Here is a 16,663-nt window from a genome sequence, read left to right as displayed (position 1 = left end):
ATTTGTTATTTTTGCAAGATGAAAGAAGATATTAAAATCCCTAAAGTCGAATCTGTATACATAGCAGTAGTCAATGAATACAACGACATTTATAAAACTCAAGATTGGAACGCTTACATCATTAATGATAAAGATGTAGATTTGGAGATGGTTCTTATTGTAACCAGTGGGTATTCTGAAGATAAAACAACTTCCGTTTTTAGAAAGAAAATAGATAAGCTACCTAAAAAAAGTTACGCCAAAATAGAACTGATGCAAGAAGAATTATTTGCTTTAAATAACACGTTTAAAGTGACTTTTTTTGAAGGCAACCAAATGTATGATAAAACGTATGTATTCCGTAAAAACAGCATTAATTTAAAAGCTTTACAGCCTGTGCCGCTCATGTCGGTAAAAGGTGTGCTAGTGAAATAACCGATTCCTGCGAAAGCAGGAATCTTGTTAGTCTAATTTTTCTGTGAGTTTCATAAACACGGTCTTCGGATTTTTATTTTCATATAAAATCTCGTAAACAGCATTTATAATAGGCATTTGTGTTTTCTTGGTATTTTTAAGATTGAGTTCATGCGCACTCTTAGTGGCGTAATAACCCTCGGCCACCATGTTCATTTCCATTTGCGCCGATTTTACAGTATAGCCTTTACCAATCATATTGCCAAACATGCGATTGCGTGAAAAAACAGAGTATCCGGTTACCAATAAATCTCCTAAATACGCCGAATTATTAATGTTACGTTTCATTTTATGAACCTTTTTTATGAACCTTTTCATCTCCCGAATGGCATTACTCATAAGAACACTTTGGAAGTTGTCTCCGTAACCTAAACCATGGGCAATTCCGGCAGCGATAGCGTAAATATTTTTAAGCATAACGGCATATTCCACACCAATGACATCATCTGTAATTTTAGTTTTTATATAGTCACTGCTTAAGCTATTGGCAATAGCCGTGGCTTTATTCTGGTCGGCACAAGAAATAGTCAGGTAGGACAAACGTTCTAGAGCCACTTCTTCAGCATGACAAGGACCAGCAATAACCGCTATATTTTCGTAAGGTACTTTATAGATGTCATGAAAATGCTCACCTACCAAAAGCTCGGTTTCAGGCATAATGCCTTTAACTGCCGATACGATAATTTTGTTAGAAATGTCTACTTTCAGTTTTTCTAATTCACTATGAATAAAAGCCGAAGGTATCACGAATATAAGAACATCGGCATATTCTGCAATTTCATTAATGTCATTACTTAATTTAAGTTGTTCTATATGAAACTCTACAGAACTTAAGTAATTGGGGTTGTGCTGCTCGCGTAATAAGTGTTCTTTGGTATAAACACTACGCATGTACCATCCAATTTCATTCAAATTTTCAGAAAGCATCTTTACAATGGCAGTAGCCCAACTTCCTGCTCCGAAAACGGCATATTTTAATGGTTTATCCATGAAATTTCTATCTAATTTCTGTGTCAAAAATACATAAAAAAATAATGATGTGGTTGACTTTTGATGATAAGCCTTTGTGATTTTGGCACGTGTTTTGAAATTGAGTCGATAGAAATCCTTAACTTGTATAGATATGAAAGCGATAAAATTATTTTTAGTAGTGGTATTAAGTGGCGTTTTTTTGACGTCCTGTGATAATTATAGAGAGGATATTGATCCTGGAATTTCTTTAAATCAATTATTAGGGTCTTACGAGTTATGGTACGTTGATATTAATGCTACCTTAGGCTATGGGGAAACCCCGTGGTTACAAAAGGCTTTTACCTTGTCATTTCGTAACGGTGTGCTTTATGCAAATAATAATATTGCTGGTATTGGCGAAACAGGTAATGGTTTTGGTATTGATGTAGGGGTTTATGATGCCTACCAAATGATTTTAGATGTAGATCATGATGTTGATGGGTTTTCTACCTACGATGTTTATCAAATTTCTGCAAACCGCATTGAGTTATACAATCCAGATAACGATACCTCTTATTTTTTAGATGGTTACCAACGCTCTAATTTTGATTATGATTTTATTTTTTACGACAACATTCATTATTTCTTACAGGATTATGAAGCTTGGGAAAAAATATTTACCAGTAACACAGGAGCAACTAATCCCTTTGATGCCGAAAATTATTTGCGCTTTTTAGCTGGAGGAAATGATGAAACCTTCCAGAGCTCACAGGATGCCATTGGATTAAATCCTAATCAAGTTTTTTGGGATTATACAGGTGTTTATGGCGTAGGTGATGTGGCTAACGATTTCTATTTAAAAACTTTAACATTAAATTATGATCAGTACGGCAATGAGTTTTTTGAATTGAGCGTTATAGATGACGAGACCATTTCGCTGTATCAGCCATCGTCTAATACAACTTATGAGTTTGCTGGTAGAGGTTATATCCAATATATAAAAGCGACAGATACCAAAACGGGTAAAACAGTCTTAAAAGAGAAAAAACGTAAATTTAAAAAAGAAAGAAAAGATAACCCACGAGATAGTTCAAGGGTTTTATAAGAGTTTTTTGGTTGGTTATTTAGTTTGAAACCGTTTAAAGTCCATAGCTTTGAGCGGTTTCTTTTTTTTTTTTCTGATTTAAGGGGAGTTTCGGCTACATATAGAAATTTTGTATGTAATAGTCGTATTCACGATTCTATGGAGTACAAAGCAGAATTATTGCCGTGAGTTAAGATATGTTTTAGGTTTTCATATCTGGTAATATGAGTCACAGACCAATAGGTCGTCCATAATACCAAGCAGAAGAAAACGATAGCTCCAATTTTAAAATTAAAAAAAGCAATGATAATGCTTAATATCATACTGCAAACAAGGTTTAGTATAATGGCTTTTCTAATACTCATTTTTAGAACACCAGTTATAAAATTCCACGTTACCAACTGATCTTTGATCGTTATCTTATTCGGATTTTTAAAATCCATAAAAATTCGGTGATTATAAGCCAAGATAATGGTTAAAGTGTTGCCTTGGCGTGTATACTTGTAGTCAAAATTTTCTAAAAATTCGGCCGTTTTTTCTAGATTCATTTAATCTTTTTCTTAGCCTGTCCAAAAGAATTGGAGTCTTAGACCAAATTAATAGAATAAATATATAATGGATACCTAATAGTCAGGTTAACAGTGTGTTAAATGAATGTGGATATTTTAAAAAGATAAAGGCGTCTCTAAATTTTTATGAGTGTTTTGTTTGAATTATGGAATAATTTTTAAGTTTTATCTGTAAAAATTCATTTCATCCATATATTCCCAAACGTGTTCCGGAAGCATGGGTTGGATATTTTTGCCAGCGGCAATAGATTTTCTTATAAAAGAAGAGGACAGTTGCATAATCGGGGCGTTGATATGTATGATTTTCTCGTGTCCATCAAAAGGCGTTTCTATTACGTTTTCAGAAATTCTGGGGTAAACATAAACAAAATGGTTTTCAAGAATAAGTTGGTGGTTTTTCCACTTGTGAAAACTTTTTAGATTGTCTTCTCCCATAATTAAACAAAACTCTTTATTAGGGTACTTTTCCTGTAAATGTACCAAAGTATTTATGGTGTAGTTGGGCTGAGGTAGGTTAAATTCAATATTGCAGGCTTGTAGTTTATCATAGGGTTCTGTAGCTCGATATACCATTTCTAACCGATGATGGTTTGCTAGCAGTGTTTTTTTCTCTTTAAAGGGGTTATGTGGGGTTACAACAAACCATACTTCATCTAAATTACTATATTCTGCGATGTGATTTCCAATAACCATATGTCCAATATGAATGGGGTTAAAAGAACCAAAGTACAATCCAATCTTCATTTACAAAAAAAGACTAAGAGTTAATAAAATCGCTAATTTTTTGATGCGCTTCTTCTAAGGCATGCTCTAGGGTGTCGTTAACCACAATGGTATCAAACAAAGGTGCTGTGGCCAATTCGGCCGAGGCTTTTGCTACGCGCATATTAATTTTATCCTCGGTTTCAGTTTTACGTTTTTTTAAACGAATTTTTAACTCATCAACACTTGGTGGTTTAACAAAAATAGCCAGAGTTTCATCGGGGAACTTGCGTTTAATACGGAGACCTCCAGAAACATCAATATCGAAAATAACATTTTTACCTTTGGACCAAATGCGTTCTACTTCCGATTTTAAAGTGCCATAAAAATTATCGCGATATACTTCTTCCCACTCTAAAAAATCGTCATTTTTAATGTGTTGCTTGAAGTCGTCGGTCGATAAAAAATAATAGTCTTTGCCATCCACTTCGTTACCGCGTTTTGCTCTAGATGTTGCCGATATGGAAAACTCTAAATTTAAAGATTCTTGACCCAGTAAGTGTCTTACAATTGTTGTTTTACCTGAGCCTGATGGTGCAGAAAATACAATAAGTTTACCTTTTTTTGTTTCTTGTTGTGCTGTCAAACCTTGTTGTTTTTTATGGCTAAATACCTCTTTATTTTATTAAAGCACGTTTAATAGTTGTTCTTTAATTTTTTCTAATTCGTCTTTCATTTGAACCACTAACTGTTGCATAGGGGCATAGTTGCTTTTAGAGCCTATGGTGTTAATTTCACGTCCTATTTCCTGACTAATAAAGCCTAATTTTTTACCGTTAGAATCCTTAGAGTTTATGGTTTCAGTAAAATAGTTTAAGTGGTTTTTTAAGCGCACTTTCTCTTCGGTGATATCAAATTTTTCGATATAATAAACCAATTCCTGCTCGAAGCGGTTTTCATCATATTTTTCTTTTAATTCTTCAATACCTTTTAATAAACGTTCACGCACCCCTTCAACACGTTCGGGATCCATGGTGATCACCTTTTCGAGAATGTGATCAATGGTATTAATACGCTGGTTAAAGTCTTTTTCTAAAACTTTACCTTCATTTAAACGGTAGCTGTTTAAATCGTTTATAGCGTTTTCAATATGGGATTCTATAGTTTTCCATTCCGATTCATCAATTTCTTCTCTTACTGTATTTAGAGCGTCGGGAAAACGAACCGCCATTTTAAGTAATTCAACGTCGTTTCCATCTACAATGTTTTTTAACTGAGCCATGTACTGCTTTACTGCAGGAATGTTTATTTGTGTAGAAGTGTCTTCAGCAGTAGTTTCTACATAAATAGAAAAATCTACCTTACCTCTAATCAATTGATCGGCTAAAACTTTTCGAATGGCAAGTTCTTTTTCACGATAAATTGCAGGCATTCTAGCATTTAAATCTAAATTCTTACTGTTTAAAGATTTTAGCTCTATGGTTACTTTTTTAGTAGGTAGTTGCAAAACAGATTTTCCGTAACCCGTCATTGAATATATCATATGCTGAAGTATTAAGTTATGCAAAGGTAATTAAAACCATAGGTATAGGAAACAGATAAATGTAGTAAAAGGGGGTAACTCAATAAATGGAGCTTAAAATCCTAAAATAAGCTTAGCAATTAGAAAGTAAATAAAAATTCCGAAAATATCATTGCTCGTGGTGATGAATGGCCCTGTTGCTACAGCGGCATCTACCCCTTTTTTGTCTAAAAAAATTGGAATAAAAGTTCCAATAAGTGCTGCCATAATAATAACGGTAATTAAAGCGACACAAATAGTTATAGACTCTAGGTAGGAGGTTTGAAAAATAAAATGGCTAATTAGTAAAACAATGGCTGCAATGGCAATACCATTTACAAGGCCTAAGGCAAATTCTTTTAATAATCGGCTAAATATTTTACCATCAATGCTGTTGTTGGCTAGTCCTTGAACAACAATCGCAGAGGATTGTACCCCTACATTTCCCGCGGTAGCTTGAATTAATGGGATAAACATAAGTAATGCAGGGTATTTAAGCATGGCATCACTAAATCCGTTAATAATACTAGCAGCGCCTATACCTCCAAACATACCAATTAATAACCAAGGTAATCGTGCTTTGGTAAGCTCCCAGATGCTATCGTCATGTTCGACATCACTAGTAATACCAGCCGCTAATAGGTAATCTTCTTCGGCTTCTTCTTTCATGACATCTACGATATCATCAATAGTAATGCGGCCTAAAAGGGTGTGGTTGTCGTCTACAACAGGAATGGCTTCCAAATCGTATTTTTGCATGATTTTTACAACCTCTTCGGCATCATCATGAACATTAACAAAGTCTACATTTGAAATATAAATATCGGCTATTTTTTGATCATTTTTGGCAACAATCAAATCTTTTAGGGAAAGCCTGCCAACGAGCTTTTCTTGCTTATCTACCACATAAACCGAGTGCACGCGGGTTACCTCTTCAGCTTGCCCACGAATACGACGTAAACAGCCCGCTACGGTCCACGTATCGTAAACTTTTACCAGCTCTTTCGCCATTAAACCTCCCGCGGTATCTTCATCATAGGCTAAAAGTTCTTTAATTTCGGCACGATGCTCGATGTCTTCAATGTTAGAAATTACTTCTTGCTGGCGCTCTATGGGGAGCTCGGCAATAATATCGGCGGCATCATCGGTGTCAAGTTCTTCAACCTCTTCGGCGATTTCTTTGGCTGAAAGATTTTTTAATACTTTTTCGCGATTGTCTTCATCCAGCTCCATAAGAATATCGGAGGTGGTTTCAGAATCCAGAAGTTTAATTACATACATGGCGTCTTCTAGATTTAATTCATCTAGAATTTCGGCAATATCAGCGTAGTGAAACTCTTTTAAAAGCTTTTGTAGTTCTTTGTTGTTTTGTTGTTCAACAAGATTTTCTACCTGCTCAATAAGGGCGTGGGTTAGTTGAAATTGTATGTTTTCTTTTTCTTCTGCCAAATTAAGGGGTTTTAGGCGGTTTAAACGTCGTTTTCAATCAATTGGGTGAGTGCTATAAAGTCTTCTACACACAATTGTTCTGGTCGTTTGCCAAAGATAGGGTTTGCTTTTAAATTATCGGATATGTTGAATGTTTTTAAACTGTTACGAAGTGTTTTTCGTCGCTGTTGAAAGGCTGTTTTTACCGTTTTAAAAAACAATTTTTCATCACAAGGTAATGTGAAATTTACTTTTCTTTTTAATCTTAACACCCCAGAATCGACTTTTGGGGGCGGATTAAAAACGTTTGGTGGTACGGTAAACAAATATTCAGCATCATAGAAAGCTTGTGTTAACACCGACAAGATACCATACACCTTACTGCCTTCTTTAGAGCAAATACGTTGTGCGACTTCTTTTTGAAACATACCCGAAAACTCTGGAATTTGATCGCGCATTTCAAGCGTTTTAAATACTATTTGCGTAGAAATATTATAAGGGAAGTTTCCAATAATGGCAAAGGGCTCGCCTTTAAAAACATCGTTTAAATCGAACTTTAAAAAATCCTTTTCAATAATGCGCGGAGCAAGATTTAAGTAATTGGCTTGTAAATAGGCTACCGATTCGGTATCAATCTCAATAACATAGGTTGTAAGATCCTTTTTAAGGAGATACTTGGTAAGCACGCCCATGCCTGGTCCAATTTCTAAAACCGTTTTGTAGTGCTCTAAGGTGAGCGTATTGGCAATTTTTTCGGCAACAGATTCATCATTTAGAAAGTGCTGACCTAAATGTTTTTTTGCTTTTACTTGATTTTGGTTTTGATGGTGTGCCACGAATTCGGATTTATTATTAGTAAAAAGCGCTTACAACTTACTATGCAAAGCTACGTTATTTAAAGTTTACGGTATATTCGTCTACAATTTGTAGCTCTGTTTTGAAAGTTAACATTTTATCGGAAAATTTTTTTAATGCTTCTAATTGAAATTTTTCGGCTTCATCGCGATAAAAAGCATCTAAAGCTTCACGGGAATAGCTTCTGTATTGTACCGAATAAGTTTGTCCGCCCAACTCTTCTTCAACCATAACCTTCGTTAAAGTGGCTTTTTCAAACTTTCCGGTCGATAAAACCTTTGGGATGTGTGCTTTTATCCAAACGAGCCATTCATCATGAACGGCATCATCAACATTCATGGTTTCGTTGTATATGTACATGTTGTATATGTTTTTGTAATCGATTTTGTTTTTAAACATTAATTAATGGCATCGCCACGTAATGCCCTAAAACGTTTTCTAGATTCTACGAAAAAAATACTATCGGCGTGATTAAAAATGATTTTTTCGTACAACGCTTTGGCTTTCTCGGGCTGGTTAAGCTTATTTTCATAAATTTTTGCCAGATGAAAATAAGCGTCGTCAATTAATAAGCCGTCTCTATAATTGGTAATAATGGCTTCGTAATTATGCCGTGCCTTGTCGTATTGTTCTTCTATTTCAAACAATTGGGCTTGCTTGTATAAAGCTTGAGCTACGATAGGTTCGGTTTTGTGTTCCTCTAAAATTTTATTTAATAAAGTAATGGCTTCGTCGTTTCTGTTTTGAAAAGCCAACAAATCGGCTTTAGCATAGAGTTTTAAAGCTGTATGAAGGGAATCTTCATATTTATTATCGCTAATAAGTAGTTTTAAATCTAAGGCATCGTTGGCGGTGAGTTGCGAGGTTGAAGATTTTAATATTTTAAGTTGAGATTCGGCCCATTTAAAATCACCTTTGTAATAACTGGCCTTTGCCACTTTAAAACGCGCTTCTTGCGATATGGTGCTGTTTTTTAAATTACGCTGAATTTGTGAATAATAAATTAACGCCTTGTTGAATTTTTCCTGAAGCACCAATACATCACCTAACTTAAGTTTAACTTGTGCCTGTTCTAATTTTGATAAGGGTGCCTTTAAAACATCTTCTAAAAAGCTAACAGCTTCACTGGTTTCATTAAGGTAAAAGGCTAGAAAATTAGCGTATGAAATTTGTAAATCTAGAGTTCTATCATTATTAGGATATTCAGATAAAAGCGTTTGGTAATCAGATTTTATACGATCATAGTCGCCTTTTTTACTATTTTTCACCTCTAATTCTAGCAGATTAAAATGGGCATCTAATTTGGTGTCCTTGCTTGTTGAGGTGTCAATAATATATTGGTAAATATCTTTAGCGATGTCACTATCTTCATCGTTTGCGGCAATTTGAGCCAATTCAAAAATGCGATAAAGACTTTTTTGTTCTCTGTTATAAATAGCTTTTTCTTGAATAAAAGCCTTGTTGTATTCCTTTTGCTGAATAAATAACCAGCTTAGAAGTGCGTTCCATAGTGTTTTTGGATCTTGCTGCATTTTTTTTAACAAGATTTTTTTAAACAGGATGTTGTTTTCGTTTGAAGCATCCTCACTAATAAAATCATTTATAGCGCGTTTAATGTCGCTTATCGCGGAAGGATTGTTTTCGGCATAATTGATATAACTGGTGAACATTTTGTCGAGTAAACCTTGTTCGCCATAAATTTGAGCCAATTGAATACTGAAATTAAAATTCGAGTTTAAGGCCATGGCTTTTTCATAAGCCTGAGCTGCTTGATCCAAAAGGGAATGGGTTTGAAAAGCTCGCGCGATCGCAAATACCTGGGTGGGCTGTTTGTCTAAAGCTAAAAGCGCTTTTTGATAATACGATTCGGCAGTCGTTTGGTCCTTTTTAAGCTGATAATTATAGCCCATTTCAACCAGGAAAGCGGGGTAATGCACCCGTTTCATAATGCTTTCTAAAAAAGCATGGGTTTCATCATACTGTTCCAATTGTTGTTGGGTACTAACAATTTGATTGATGTAATTGATGTTTGAAGGCGATTTGTCGTAAAGCTTTTTATAAGCGATTAGCGCTTTTTCGTATTCCCCATTTTTGTAATATTCCTTAGCTAAAATATCTTCCTGCGCAACTAATGAAGCGCTAAGGAGTAGAAATAAAATTAGGAATGTTCTCATGGCGGTAAAGATAAGCAATGTGCTGTGTTGTATGTATGGGAATTAGCATTTTTTAAGATTTACAGGGCCTAACCGAATGGGGTGAGGTAAAAAAAATGCCCGAATAAAATCCGGGCATTAACCAATCAAAATAATTTGTATTGCTACTATTAAATTAAACACTCGATTGGGGACAGTCTTTAAGCTCTTGTATGCGCAAGAAAGACTATTTTATTAAACTTTGAAAAAAAACACACAATGGTTATAACTTACCAGTAATCTTGGTGGTCTTATTGTTTGATTTTGTAGATTCAAAACCAGATGACAACAATAGACTTGCAAAAACGATGAGGGCAATTAATAACACAAGGCGTATTAAGTTTTTCATGTCTTAGAGATCTAGTAGGTTAGTAAGGCTAACTTGAAGATTTTAATTGTAAAACACAAAAAAACCACACTTTTATCGTTGAATAACGTTTAGAAGGTGTGGTTTGTCGATAATTTATTAAAAATCTTATTTATGCTGTAATCTTTTACTTCTTTTTAATAGGCCTAGTTAATAATTTTAAACCCCGTGTAAGGTTGTAGTACTTCTGGAATGACAATACCTTCTGGAGTTTGACAATTTTCTAAAATACCTGCAAGAACACGTGGCAGAGCTAATGAGCTTCCATTAAGTGTATGCGCTAATTCGTTTTTACCATCGCTGTTTTTAAAACGTAGTTTTAAACGATTGGCTTGAAAAGTTTCAAAGTTTGATACTGAAGAAATTTCTAACCAACGGTCTTGGGCTGTAGAGAACAATTCAAAATCGTAAGTTAGGGCAGAGGTAAATCCTAAATCGGCACCACATAAACGTAAAATACGGTATGGTAATTTAAGGTCTTCTAAAATTGATTTCACATGATTTACCATGCCGTCTAAAGCTTCGTAAGATTTGCTTGGGTGTTCTACACGAATAATTTCAACTTTATCAAATTGGTGTAATCGGTTTAAACCTCTTACATGAGCACCGTAACTTCCTGCTTCACGACGGAAACATGGTGTGTAACCAGTAATTCCGATAGGTAAATCGCTTTCATTTAAAACCACATCTCTAAAAATGTTGGTTCCAGGAACTTCAGCGGTTGGGATTAAATATAAGTTGTCTTCAGTGATGTGGTACATTTGCCCTTCTTTATCTGGCAATTGACCTGTTCCAAAACCTGAAGCTTCATTTACCACGTGTGGTAATTGATATTCTGTATAGCCTGCAGCTGTATTTTTATCTAGAAAGTAAGCAATTAAAGCACGTTGTAAACGCGCGCCTTTTCCTTTATAAACAGGGAAACCTGCACCTGCAATTTTATTTCCTAATTCGAAATCAATAATATCGTATTGCTTTGCTAATTCCCAATGAGGTAAGGCGCCTTCATGTAAAGAAGGAATCTCTCCAGCTTTAAAAACCTCTTCATTGTCGTCTTCAGAGTTTCCTTGAGGTACTAGTTCATTAGGGACATTTGGGATTTTGTACAACAATTCATTTAAAGCATCGGCTTTGGCATTTAGCAATTCCGAAAGTTCTTTAGATGTTTCTTTTAGTAAGCTTGTTTTTGCCTTTAACTCGTTGGCTTTTTCGGCTTGACCAGATTTAAATAAGTTTCCTATTTCTTTGGAAAGGGTGTTGGATTCGGCTAAGGTATTGTCTAATTCTGCTTGCAAACGGCGTCTGTCTTCATCAAAAGTAATAACATCTTCAACCAGTTGAACCGCATTAAGATTTCTCTTTGCTAAACGCTCAACGACCAATTCTTTGTTTTCTCTAATAAAAGGAACTTGTAACATGTTGTAAAAATTTAAGCTGCAAATTTAGGGAATTACGAAGAATTCTAAACGAAAGCACTCACGAATTTTACGATTACTTAGCAGGTAATAGCCAAGGACTGTGTTTAAAGACTTCCCAAGGTTGGTTGGCGATGTCGATATCAGGATTAACAAGGGTTTGGTAAGCTTTGCCATTCACGCTTACTTGGCAATCTACATAAACCCCAATATCCATTCCCGAAGATTTATAATGGGATTTAAGATATTGAGAAAACTGCCAAATAACATCGGGTTTAGCGCTAGCGGTTCGCACTTGTTTTCGTGTTAAATGGTCGCGAAGATTCATTTTTAGTCGTTTGCCATTGGCTTTGTTTTCAATCCAATAGGTGGTTCTTGCACGTTTCGTTCTAAGCATCATTCGCCAGGATAAACGATGACCTTCTTCCGTCCATAGGACATCACTAGCAATAAAATGATGACGAAGCGGCAGGCCTATTTGTATGATGAAATAGATGAAGAAAATGACTAAAAAAATCGGTTTGTAATGGGGTACAACGATTTCCGAGGCATCGTAATGGGGTTTTTTCTTTAAAAATATTTTTTGAATGACTTCTGAAGGAAAAAAGAACAGTGTAAAAGCCAGCGATAAATAAGGGAAAATACCAATTTGAAACACAATCGAATTAAAAAGATGAAATACGATTGAAGCGGCAAAGGCATATTTTCGAGTTGGCTTATAGAGCAGAAGCGGTACAATAAGGCCGTCAAATAAAATACCGCCGTAGGCTAAAAAATACTGCACGCCTTTTTGTTGCAGTAATTTGCCAATTAGCAAATAATTGCGTTTACCACTCATTAAGGTCTCCATGGCCGTTGCATCCAGCCAATCGGGATATAATTTTGCTATAGAAGCATAGGTGTACACAATGAATAACTGTAAAATAATAACAATGCGACACCATTGCGGCATGCTGTTGCTTTTTAGTTTTGGGTTTAGCTTGGCATCTACCGAGGCATAAGTGTTGGCAGGAAGAAACACCATGAGGCTGCTAATAAGGATTAACAAATAATAGTGGTTGTTATACGAGGACTTCTGCATGAGGTAGCTGGCTGTCCACATGAGTGTAAAACAAATCATGCTTAAGCGGTACTTATACCCAACCATAATGAGTAAACCTAAAACCCCCATAATGGCATAGTAATAATACATGCCATCGCCAGGAAGTGGTTGTAGCCACTCGAAACCTATAAAATTAAAAGTAAAACGGGGTTCGACTAAGGTGCGTTTAATCCATCCAGTAAAAATAGCTCCTACGGTTTCTAAAAAACAAAGACCCCCGAAAATTATTCGAAAAACAATTAAAGCCGAGTTGTCTATATGTTTAAAAAACCACTTATTCAGCATGGTTTTCGGCGATGTATTCAAGCGCAGTTTTGCGGTCTTTAATGAGTTGCTGTGTGAGCGCTTCAACCGAATCGAATTTTTCCTCGTCTCTTAATCGGTGTAAAAATTCAATTTTTAAGGTCTCACCATACAGGTTCTTGTCAAAATCGAAAAAGTGGACTTCAACCGATTGTTTTTTGCCGTTTACGGTAGGGTTGGTGCCAATATTCATCATGCCAAAAACCGTTTTTTCGTCTATTGTGGAACGCACAATATAGGAGCCTTGTTTTGGGATGATTTTATAATCGGCCGTCAATTTAAGGTTTGCTGTTGGGAAACTTAATTGTTTTCCTAAGCCTTTACCTTTAATTACTTCGCCCGAAAGCATGAAGGGATATCCTAAATAGGCGTTGGCTTTTACAATATCACCTGCTTCTAAAGCTTTTCTTATTTTAGTTGAGCTTACCGAAACATCGTTAATATCTTGTGCCGATATTTCCTCAACTTCAAATCCATAAGTTTTACCATAAGCTATTAAGTCGTTAATGTCGGCATTTCGGTTTCTACCAAAGCGGTGGTCGTAGCCAATAATAACCTTTTTAGCGTTTATTTTATCTACTAAAATGTCTTTAACAAAGTCTTCGGCAGAAATTCTAGAAAATTCTTTAGTGAATTTTTTAATGATTAAATAATCTAAGCCTAAGGAGTCTAGGATATCATGACGCTCCTCGATGGTGTTTATCAGTTTGATGTTAGCATCTTTTTGTAAAACCATTCTGGGGTGCGGGAAAAAGGTAAGAATAACAGATTTTAAACCTTCTTGTTTACCGGTTGTTATTAAGCGTTTTATTATTTTTTGATGACCGATATGAACGCCGTCAAAAGTACCAATAGTAACAACTGCTGGCTCAACAGAATGGTACGTTTCTATATTTTTAACTTTTCGCATTTAATGAATTAAAACCTAATACTTATAGTTTTTGCTATATTTGAGATTATTATATAGTTCCAAAAATTGTTTATGAGAACAAAACTACATTATGTTTTAACAACCGCAATACTTTTGTGTGCATTTTCGGCAGTAGCTCAAACTAATTTTTTTGTTAAAGTTGCTGATAGTAAATCGTTACATAAGGGTAGTTTATCAAAACACCAAGGAAAAGGGGCGTACTATCAATTCGATTATAAAGCCCTAACAGAAACCTTAGCGGAAACATCTAAAGTTTCGGGTGTATCAAAATCGACAGGGGTTATTTTAAGCTTTCCTGGTAAAAATGGCGGTTTTGAGCGTTTTCAAGTTCAGGAAGCTTCAGTTTTACATCCCGAATTACAAGCCAAATATCCAGAAATTAAATCCTTTGTTGCTCAAAGTTTAGAGCACCCCAATGTACGTATGCGATTTAGTTTGTCGCCGTATAACGGACTTTCAGCCGTGGTTTTTGGTTATGAAAAAACCCTTGTTTATCAGCCAGTAAAAAACAATCCTGATGAAATATTAGTGACTTCAAAGTCTAATATTACTGAAAATGTTTTTTTAAACTGTGATAATTTGGAGCGCGATTTGGCTAAAGTTTCAAAATTAGTAACTCAAAAAGATGCTAACGATGGGGTACACCGTAAATATAGAATCGCCATTTCTGTAACTGGTGAATACGCTCAAGCCAATGGTGGTACTATGGCATCGGTAAACGCAGAAATAAATAGTACGTTAACACATATTAATGCGGTTTTTGAAAATGATTTCAATGTCACCCTGGAGTTAATTGCAGGTAATGATGCGATTGTTTTCTTAAATCCGAATACCGATCCTTACACCGCTTTAGGGCGTTATAATCAGCAATTAGCAAATACTTTGGATGCTGTTATTCAAGAAGCAAATTATGATATCGGACACCTTTTAGGAGGGATAAATGATACCAATGGCAACGGTACTGGTGATGCTGGATGTTTGGGTTGTGTGTGTAATAACGGCGGATCCTATGCTGCAAAAAACCACAAGGGCGCAGGCTTTTCCACCAGTTCGAATCCGAGTGGTGTTAATTTCGCTATTAATTATGTTGCTCACGAGGTAGGGCATCAATTTGGCGCGACCCACACCTGGTCCCACAATGGGAATGAGGGCTATGATTCGCAAATGGAGCCTGGCGGAGGTTCTACCATTATGAGTTATGCTGGTATTACGGGGTCCTACAATTTACAGCGTAATAGCGATCCTTATTTTCATGCGATTTCTATTCAACAGGTTATGAAGTTTGTAAAATCTACCACTTGCGCTATGGAAACTGATACTGGAAATAGCACACCACTTGTTGATGCAGGCGAGGATTTAACCCTTCCTATTGGAACGCCTTTTATGCTTAGAGCTAAAGCTAGTGATGGCGATGGAGATATACTCAGTTATTGTTGGGAGCAATTTAATGAAAATAATGCAGCGACCACCTATCCAGACCCTAGGTCTTCCAATTCTAATAGTATTCTCTTCCGATCGTATTTGCCAAGTGAGGTATCAACGCGTTATTTTCCTAATCTTTCCGATTTAAGATTTGGTTTTAATAGTACCCAATGGGAAAAAGTGCCTACTGTAGCCCGCTCAGCCGATTTTAGATTAACCGTTAGAGATCAAAGGGTTGGTGGCGCCAGTAATAGTCATGATGATATGCGCGTCACTTTTGACGCTAATTATGGGCCTTTTGAAGTTACGTCGCAGAATTCTGAAGGGGTTTCATGGACCTCTGGTACTACCGAAACCATAACATGGCGCGTGAATAATACCAATAACATGAGTGGTGCGTCGCAGGTTAATATTTTATTATCTATCGATGGGGGGATGACTTATAATCAAGTTTTGGCTTCCAATGTACCCAATAACGGGGCGCACACCTTGGTGGTTCCCGATACCCCAGCACCGTATTGTAGGCTCATGATTGTGCCTACAAACCATCACTTTTTTAGCATTAACACGCATGATTTTACTATAAATTACAAAGTGGAAACAACGTGTACCCAATATGCTTCGGGGACTAATTTAGGGATAAATATTACCGATAATGGCAAAGCCTTTACCGAAAGTCATACCATAAATATTGGGGCCTCTAAAACCATTTCTGATGTGAATATTGGTATTAATATTTCCCACGACTATATTGGTGATTTGGAGTTTGTAGTGGTGAGTCCTAGCGGAACAGAAGTGATGCTTAAAAACCACGAAGATTGTAGTGATGAGGTAAATATGTTAGGAGTATATGATGATGAAGCCGAACCTTATAACTGTTTCAATTCGGGAGCAGGTTTATCCTTTAAACCGCCAAATGAATTGTTATCGCAATTTGATGGTAAAAATATTACGGGCGATTGGACGATTTATTTGGGTGATTTTGAAGCTGGCGATGGAGGCACTTTAAATTCGTGGTTTATTGAGGTTTGCGATACCACAGAAACCGCCTTGGATAGCCCAGAAAACCCTAATAAAAATGAGAATTTAGTTGTGTTTCCTAATCCGAGTTATGGCGATTTTATTTTAAAAATGTACAACCCTTCTCAAAACCCTATTGAGATTCGTGTGTTAGATATTAATAACCGTGTGGTGTATAAAGAAACTTTAATAGGATTAGCCAATTTAGAACATGAATTAGATTTAAACCAGTTAAAATCGGGTATGTATTTTCTAACCGTTTCAAATTCGGAAAAAAACTTCACCAAAAAGCTTGTTGTTAGGTAGTT

At 35.9% G+C, this 16,663-nt stretch carries 15 protein-coding genes; 3 read left to right on the top strand and 12 right to left on the bottom strand.

Annotated elements, in window-relative coordinates; translation table 11 throughout:
• Window positions 1-18: 18 nt before the first annotated feature.
• On the top strand, window positions 19-414 hold the full coding sequence (locus tag C1A40_RS04750) for a hypothetical protein (RefSeq protein WP_102994894.1): 396 nt from the start codon (window positions 19-21) through the stop codon (window positions 412-414).
• Window positions 415-441: 27 nt separating this feature from the next.
• Here the strand turns inward: C1A40_RS04750 and C1A40_RS04745 are convergent, their stop codons facing one another.
• Entirely contained in the window at window positions 442-1,443 is a 1,002-nt protein-coding gene (locus C1A40_RS04745; protein WP_102994893.1) for an NAD(P)H-dependent glycerol-3-phosphate dehydrogenase, read from the bottom strand.
• A 133-nt stretch (window positions 1,444-1,576) separates the two neighbouring features.
• Between C1A40_RS04745 and C1A40_RS04740 the strand changes: the two genes are divergently transcribed.
• Window positions 1,577-2,509: a nicotinic acid mononucleotide adenyltransferase gene (locus tag C1A40_RS04740; RefSeq protein WP_102994892.1), complete on the top strand. Its 933-nt coding sequence runs from the start codon at window positions 1,577-1,579 to the stop codon at window positions 2,507-2,509.
• A gap of 128 nt (window positions 2,510-2,637) precedes the next feature.
• On the opposite strand, the gene C1A40_RS04735 is transcribed toward C1A40_RS04740, so the two are convergent.
• From C1A40_RS04735 to C1A40_RS04685, 11 genes are all read right to left on the bottom strand, one after another.
• Window positions 2,638-3,036: a hypothetical protein gene (locus C1A40_RS04735; RefSeq protein ID WP_102994891.1), complete on the bottom strand. Its 399-nt coding sequence runs from the start codon at window positions 3,034-3,036 to the stop codon at window positions 2,638-2,640.
• A 186-nt stretch (window positions 3,037-3,222) separates the two neighbouring features.
• Window positions 3,223-3,801 (bottom strand): nicotinate (nicotinamide) nucleotide adenylyltransferase, encoded by a 579-nt coding sequence (nadD, locus tag C1A40_RS04730; protein WP_102994890.1) that lies wholly within the window; start codon window positions 3,799-3,801, stop codon window positions 3,223-3,225.
• A 13-nt stretch (window positions 3,802-3,814) separates the two neighbouring features.
• A complete protein-coding gene (gene gmk / locus C1A40_RS04725; protein ID WP_102994889.1) occupies window positions 3,815-4,405 on the bottom strand; it encodes a guanylate kinase in 591 nt (196 codons plus the stop codon).
• A gap of 39 nt (window positions 4,406-4,444) precedes the next feature.
• Window positions 4,445-5,302, bottom strand: coding sequence for a YicC/YloC family endoribonuclease (locus C1A40_RS04720; RefSeq protein ID WP_199287741.1), 858 nt, complete (start codon window positions 5,300-5,302; stop codon window positions 4,445-4,447).
• A 93-nt stretch (window positions 5,303-5,395) separates the two neighbouring features.
• A complete protein-coding gene (gene mgtE / locus C1A40_RS04715; protein ID WP_102994887.1) occupies window positions 5,396-6,769 on the bottom strand; it encodes a magnesium transporter in 1,374 nt (457 codons plus the stop codon).
• Between the two features lie 20 nt (window positions 6,770-6,789).
• Window positions 6,790-7,584, bottom strand: a complete 795-nt coding sequence (gene rsmA / locus C1A40_RS04710) for a 16S rRNA (adenine(1518)-N(6)/adenine(1519)-N(6))-dimethyltransferase RsmA (RefSeq protein WP_102994886.1) — start codon at window positions 7,582-7,584, stop codon at window positions 6,790-6,792.
• 55 nt (window positions 7,585-7,639) lie between these two features.
• A complete protein-coding gene (locus C1A40_RS04705) occupies window positions 7,640-7,963 on the bottom strand; it encodes a DUF4286 family protein (protein WP_102997134.1) in 324 nt (107 codons plus the stop codon).
• A gap of 38 nt (window positions 7,964-8,001) precedes the next feature.
• Complete coding sequence (locus tag C1A40_RS04700) at window positions 8,002-9,777, bottom strand: tetratricopeptide repeat protein (RefSeq protein ID WP_102994885.1); 1,776 nt, start codon at window positions 9,775-9,777, stop codon at window positions 8,002-8,004.
• A 531-nt stretch (window positions 9,778-10,308) separates the two neighbouring features.
• Complete coding sequence (serS, locus tag C1A40_RS04695) at window positions 10,309-11,580, bottom strand: serine--tRNA ligase (protein ID WP_102994884.1); 1,272 nt, start codon at window positions 11,578-11,580, stop codon at window positions 10,309-10,311.
• A 73-nt stretch (window positions 11,581-11,653) separates the two neighbouring features.
• On the bottom strand, window positions 11,654-12,964 hold the full coding sequence (locus C1A40_RS04690) for an HTTM domain-containing protein (protein WP_102994883.1): 1,311 nt from the start codon (window positions 12,962-12,964) through the stop codon (window positions 11,654-11,656).
• On the bottom strand, window positions 12,954-13,892 hold the full coding sequence (locus C1A40_RS04685) for a bifunctional riboflavin kinase/FAD synthetase (RefSeq protein ID WP_102994882.1): 939 nt from the start codon (window positions 13,890-13,892) through the stop codon (window positions 12,954-12,956). The genes C1A40_RS04690 and C1A40_RS04685 overlap by 11 nt, the downstream gene beginning before the upstream one ends.
• 72 nt (window positions 13,893-13,964) lie before the next feature.
• Between C1A40_RS04685 and C1A40_RS04680 the strand changes: the two genes are divergently transcribed.
• Window positions 13,965-16,661, top strand: a complete 2,697-nt coding sequence (locus tag C1A40_RS04680) for a zinc-dependent metalloprotease (protein WP_102994881.1) — start codon at window positions 13,965-13,967, stop codon at window positions 16,659-16,661.
• Window positions 16,662-16,663 lie beyond the last annotated feature (2 nt).

The organism is Tamlana carrageenivorans (assembly GCF_002893765.1).
GTDB classification, from domain to species: Bacteria; Bacteroidota; Bacteroidia; order Flavobacteriales; family Flavobacteriaceae; genus Pseudotamlana; species Pseudotamlana carrageenivorans.
The sequence above is the reverse complement of the archived record's forward strand: the minus strand, read 5'-3'. Positions and strand labels throughout refer to the sequence as shown.

What these genes read in the sequence shown, in the direction of transcription:
- C1A40_RS04700 (WP_102994885.1), bottom strand. Translation starts at nt 9,777, where the DNA reads ATGAGAACATTCCTAATTTTATTTCTACTCCTTAGCGCTTCATTAGTT.
- C1A40_RS04685 (WP_102994882.1), bottom strand. Translation starts at nt 13,892, where the DNA reads ATGCGAAAAGTTAAAAATATAGAAACGTACCATTCTGTTGAGCCAGCA.
- C1A40_RS04720 (WP_199287741.1), bottom strand. Translation starts at nt 5,302, where the DNA reads ATGATATATTCAATGACGGGTTACGGAAAATCTGTTTTGCAACTACCT.
- nadD (WP_102994890.1), bottom strand. Translation starts at nt 3,801, where the DNA reads ATGAAGATTGGATTGTACTTTGGTTCTTTTAACCCCATTCATATTGGA.
- C1A40_RS04680 (WP_102994881.1), top strand. Translation starts at nt 13,965, where the DNA reads ATGAGAACAAAACTACATTATGTTTTAACAACCGCAATACTTTTGTGT.
- C1A40_RS04740 (WP_102994892.1), top strand. Translation starts at nt 1,577, where the DNA reads ATGAAAGCGATAAAATTATTTTTAGTAGTGGTATTAAGTGGCGTTTTT.
- C1A40_RS04750 (WP_102994894.1), top strand. Translation starts at nt 19, where the DNA reads ATGAAAGAAGATATTAAAATCCCTAAAGTCGAATCTGTATACATAGCA.
- serS (WP_102994884.1), bottom strand. Translation starts at nt 11,580, where the DNA reads ATGTTACAAGTTCCTTTTATTAGAGAAAACAAAGAATTGGTCGTTGAG.
- C1A40_RS04745 (WP_102994893.1), bottom strand. Translation starts at nt 1,443, where the DNA reads ATGGATAAACCATTAAAATATGCCGTTTTCGGAGCAGGAAGTTGGGCT.
- C1A40_RS04735 (WP_102994891.1), bottom strand. Translation starts at nt 3,036, where the DNA reads ATGAATCTAGAAAAAACGGCCGAATTTTTAGAAAATTTTGACTACAAG.
- C1A40_RS04705 (WP_102997134.1), bottom strand. Translation starts at nt 7,963, where the DNA reads ATGTACATATACAACGAAACCATGAATGTTGATGATGCCGTTCATGAT.
- C1A40_RS04690 (WP_102994883.1), bottom strand. Translation starts at nt 12,964, where the DNA reads ATGCTGAATAAGTGGTTTTTTAAACATATAGACAACTCGGCTTTAATT.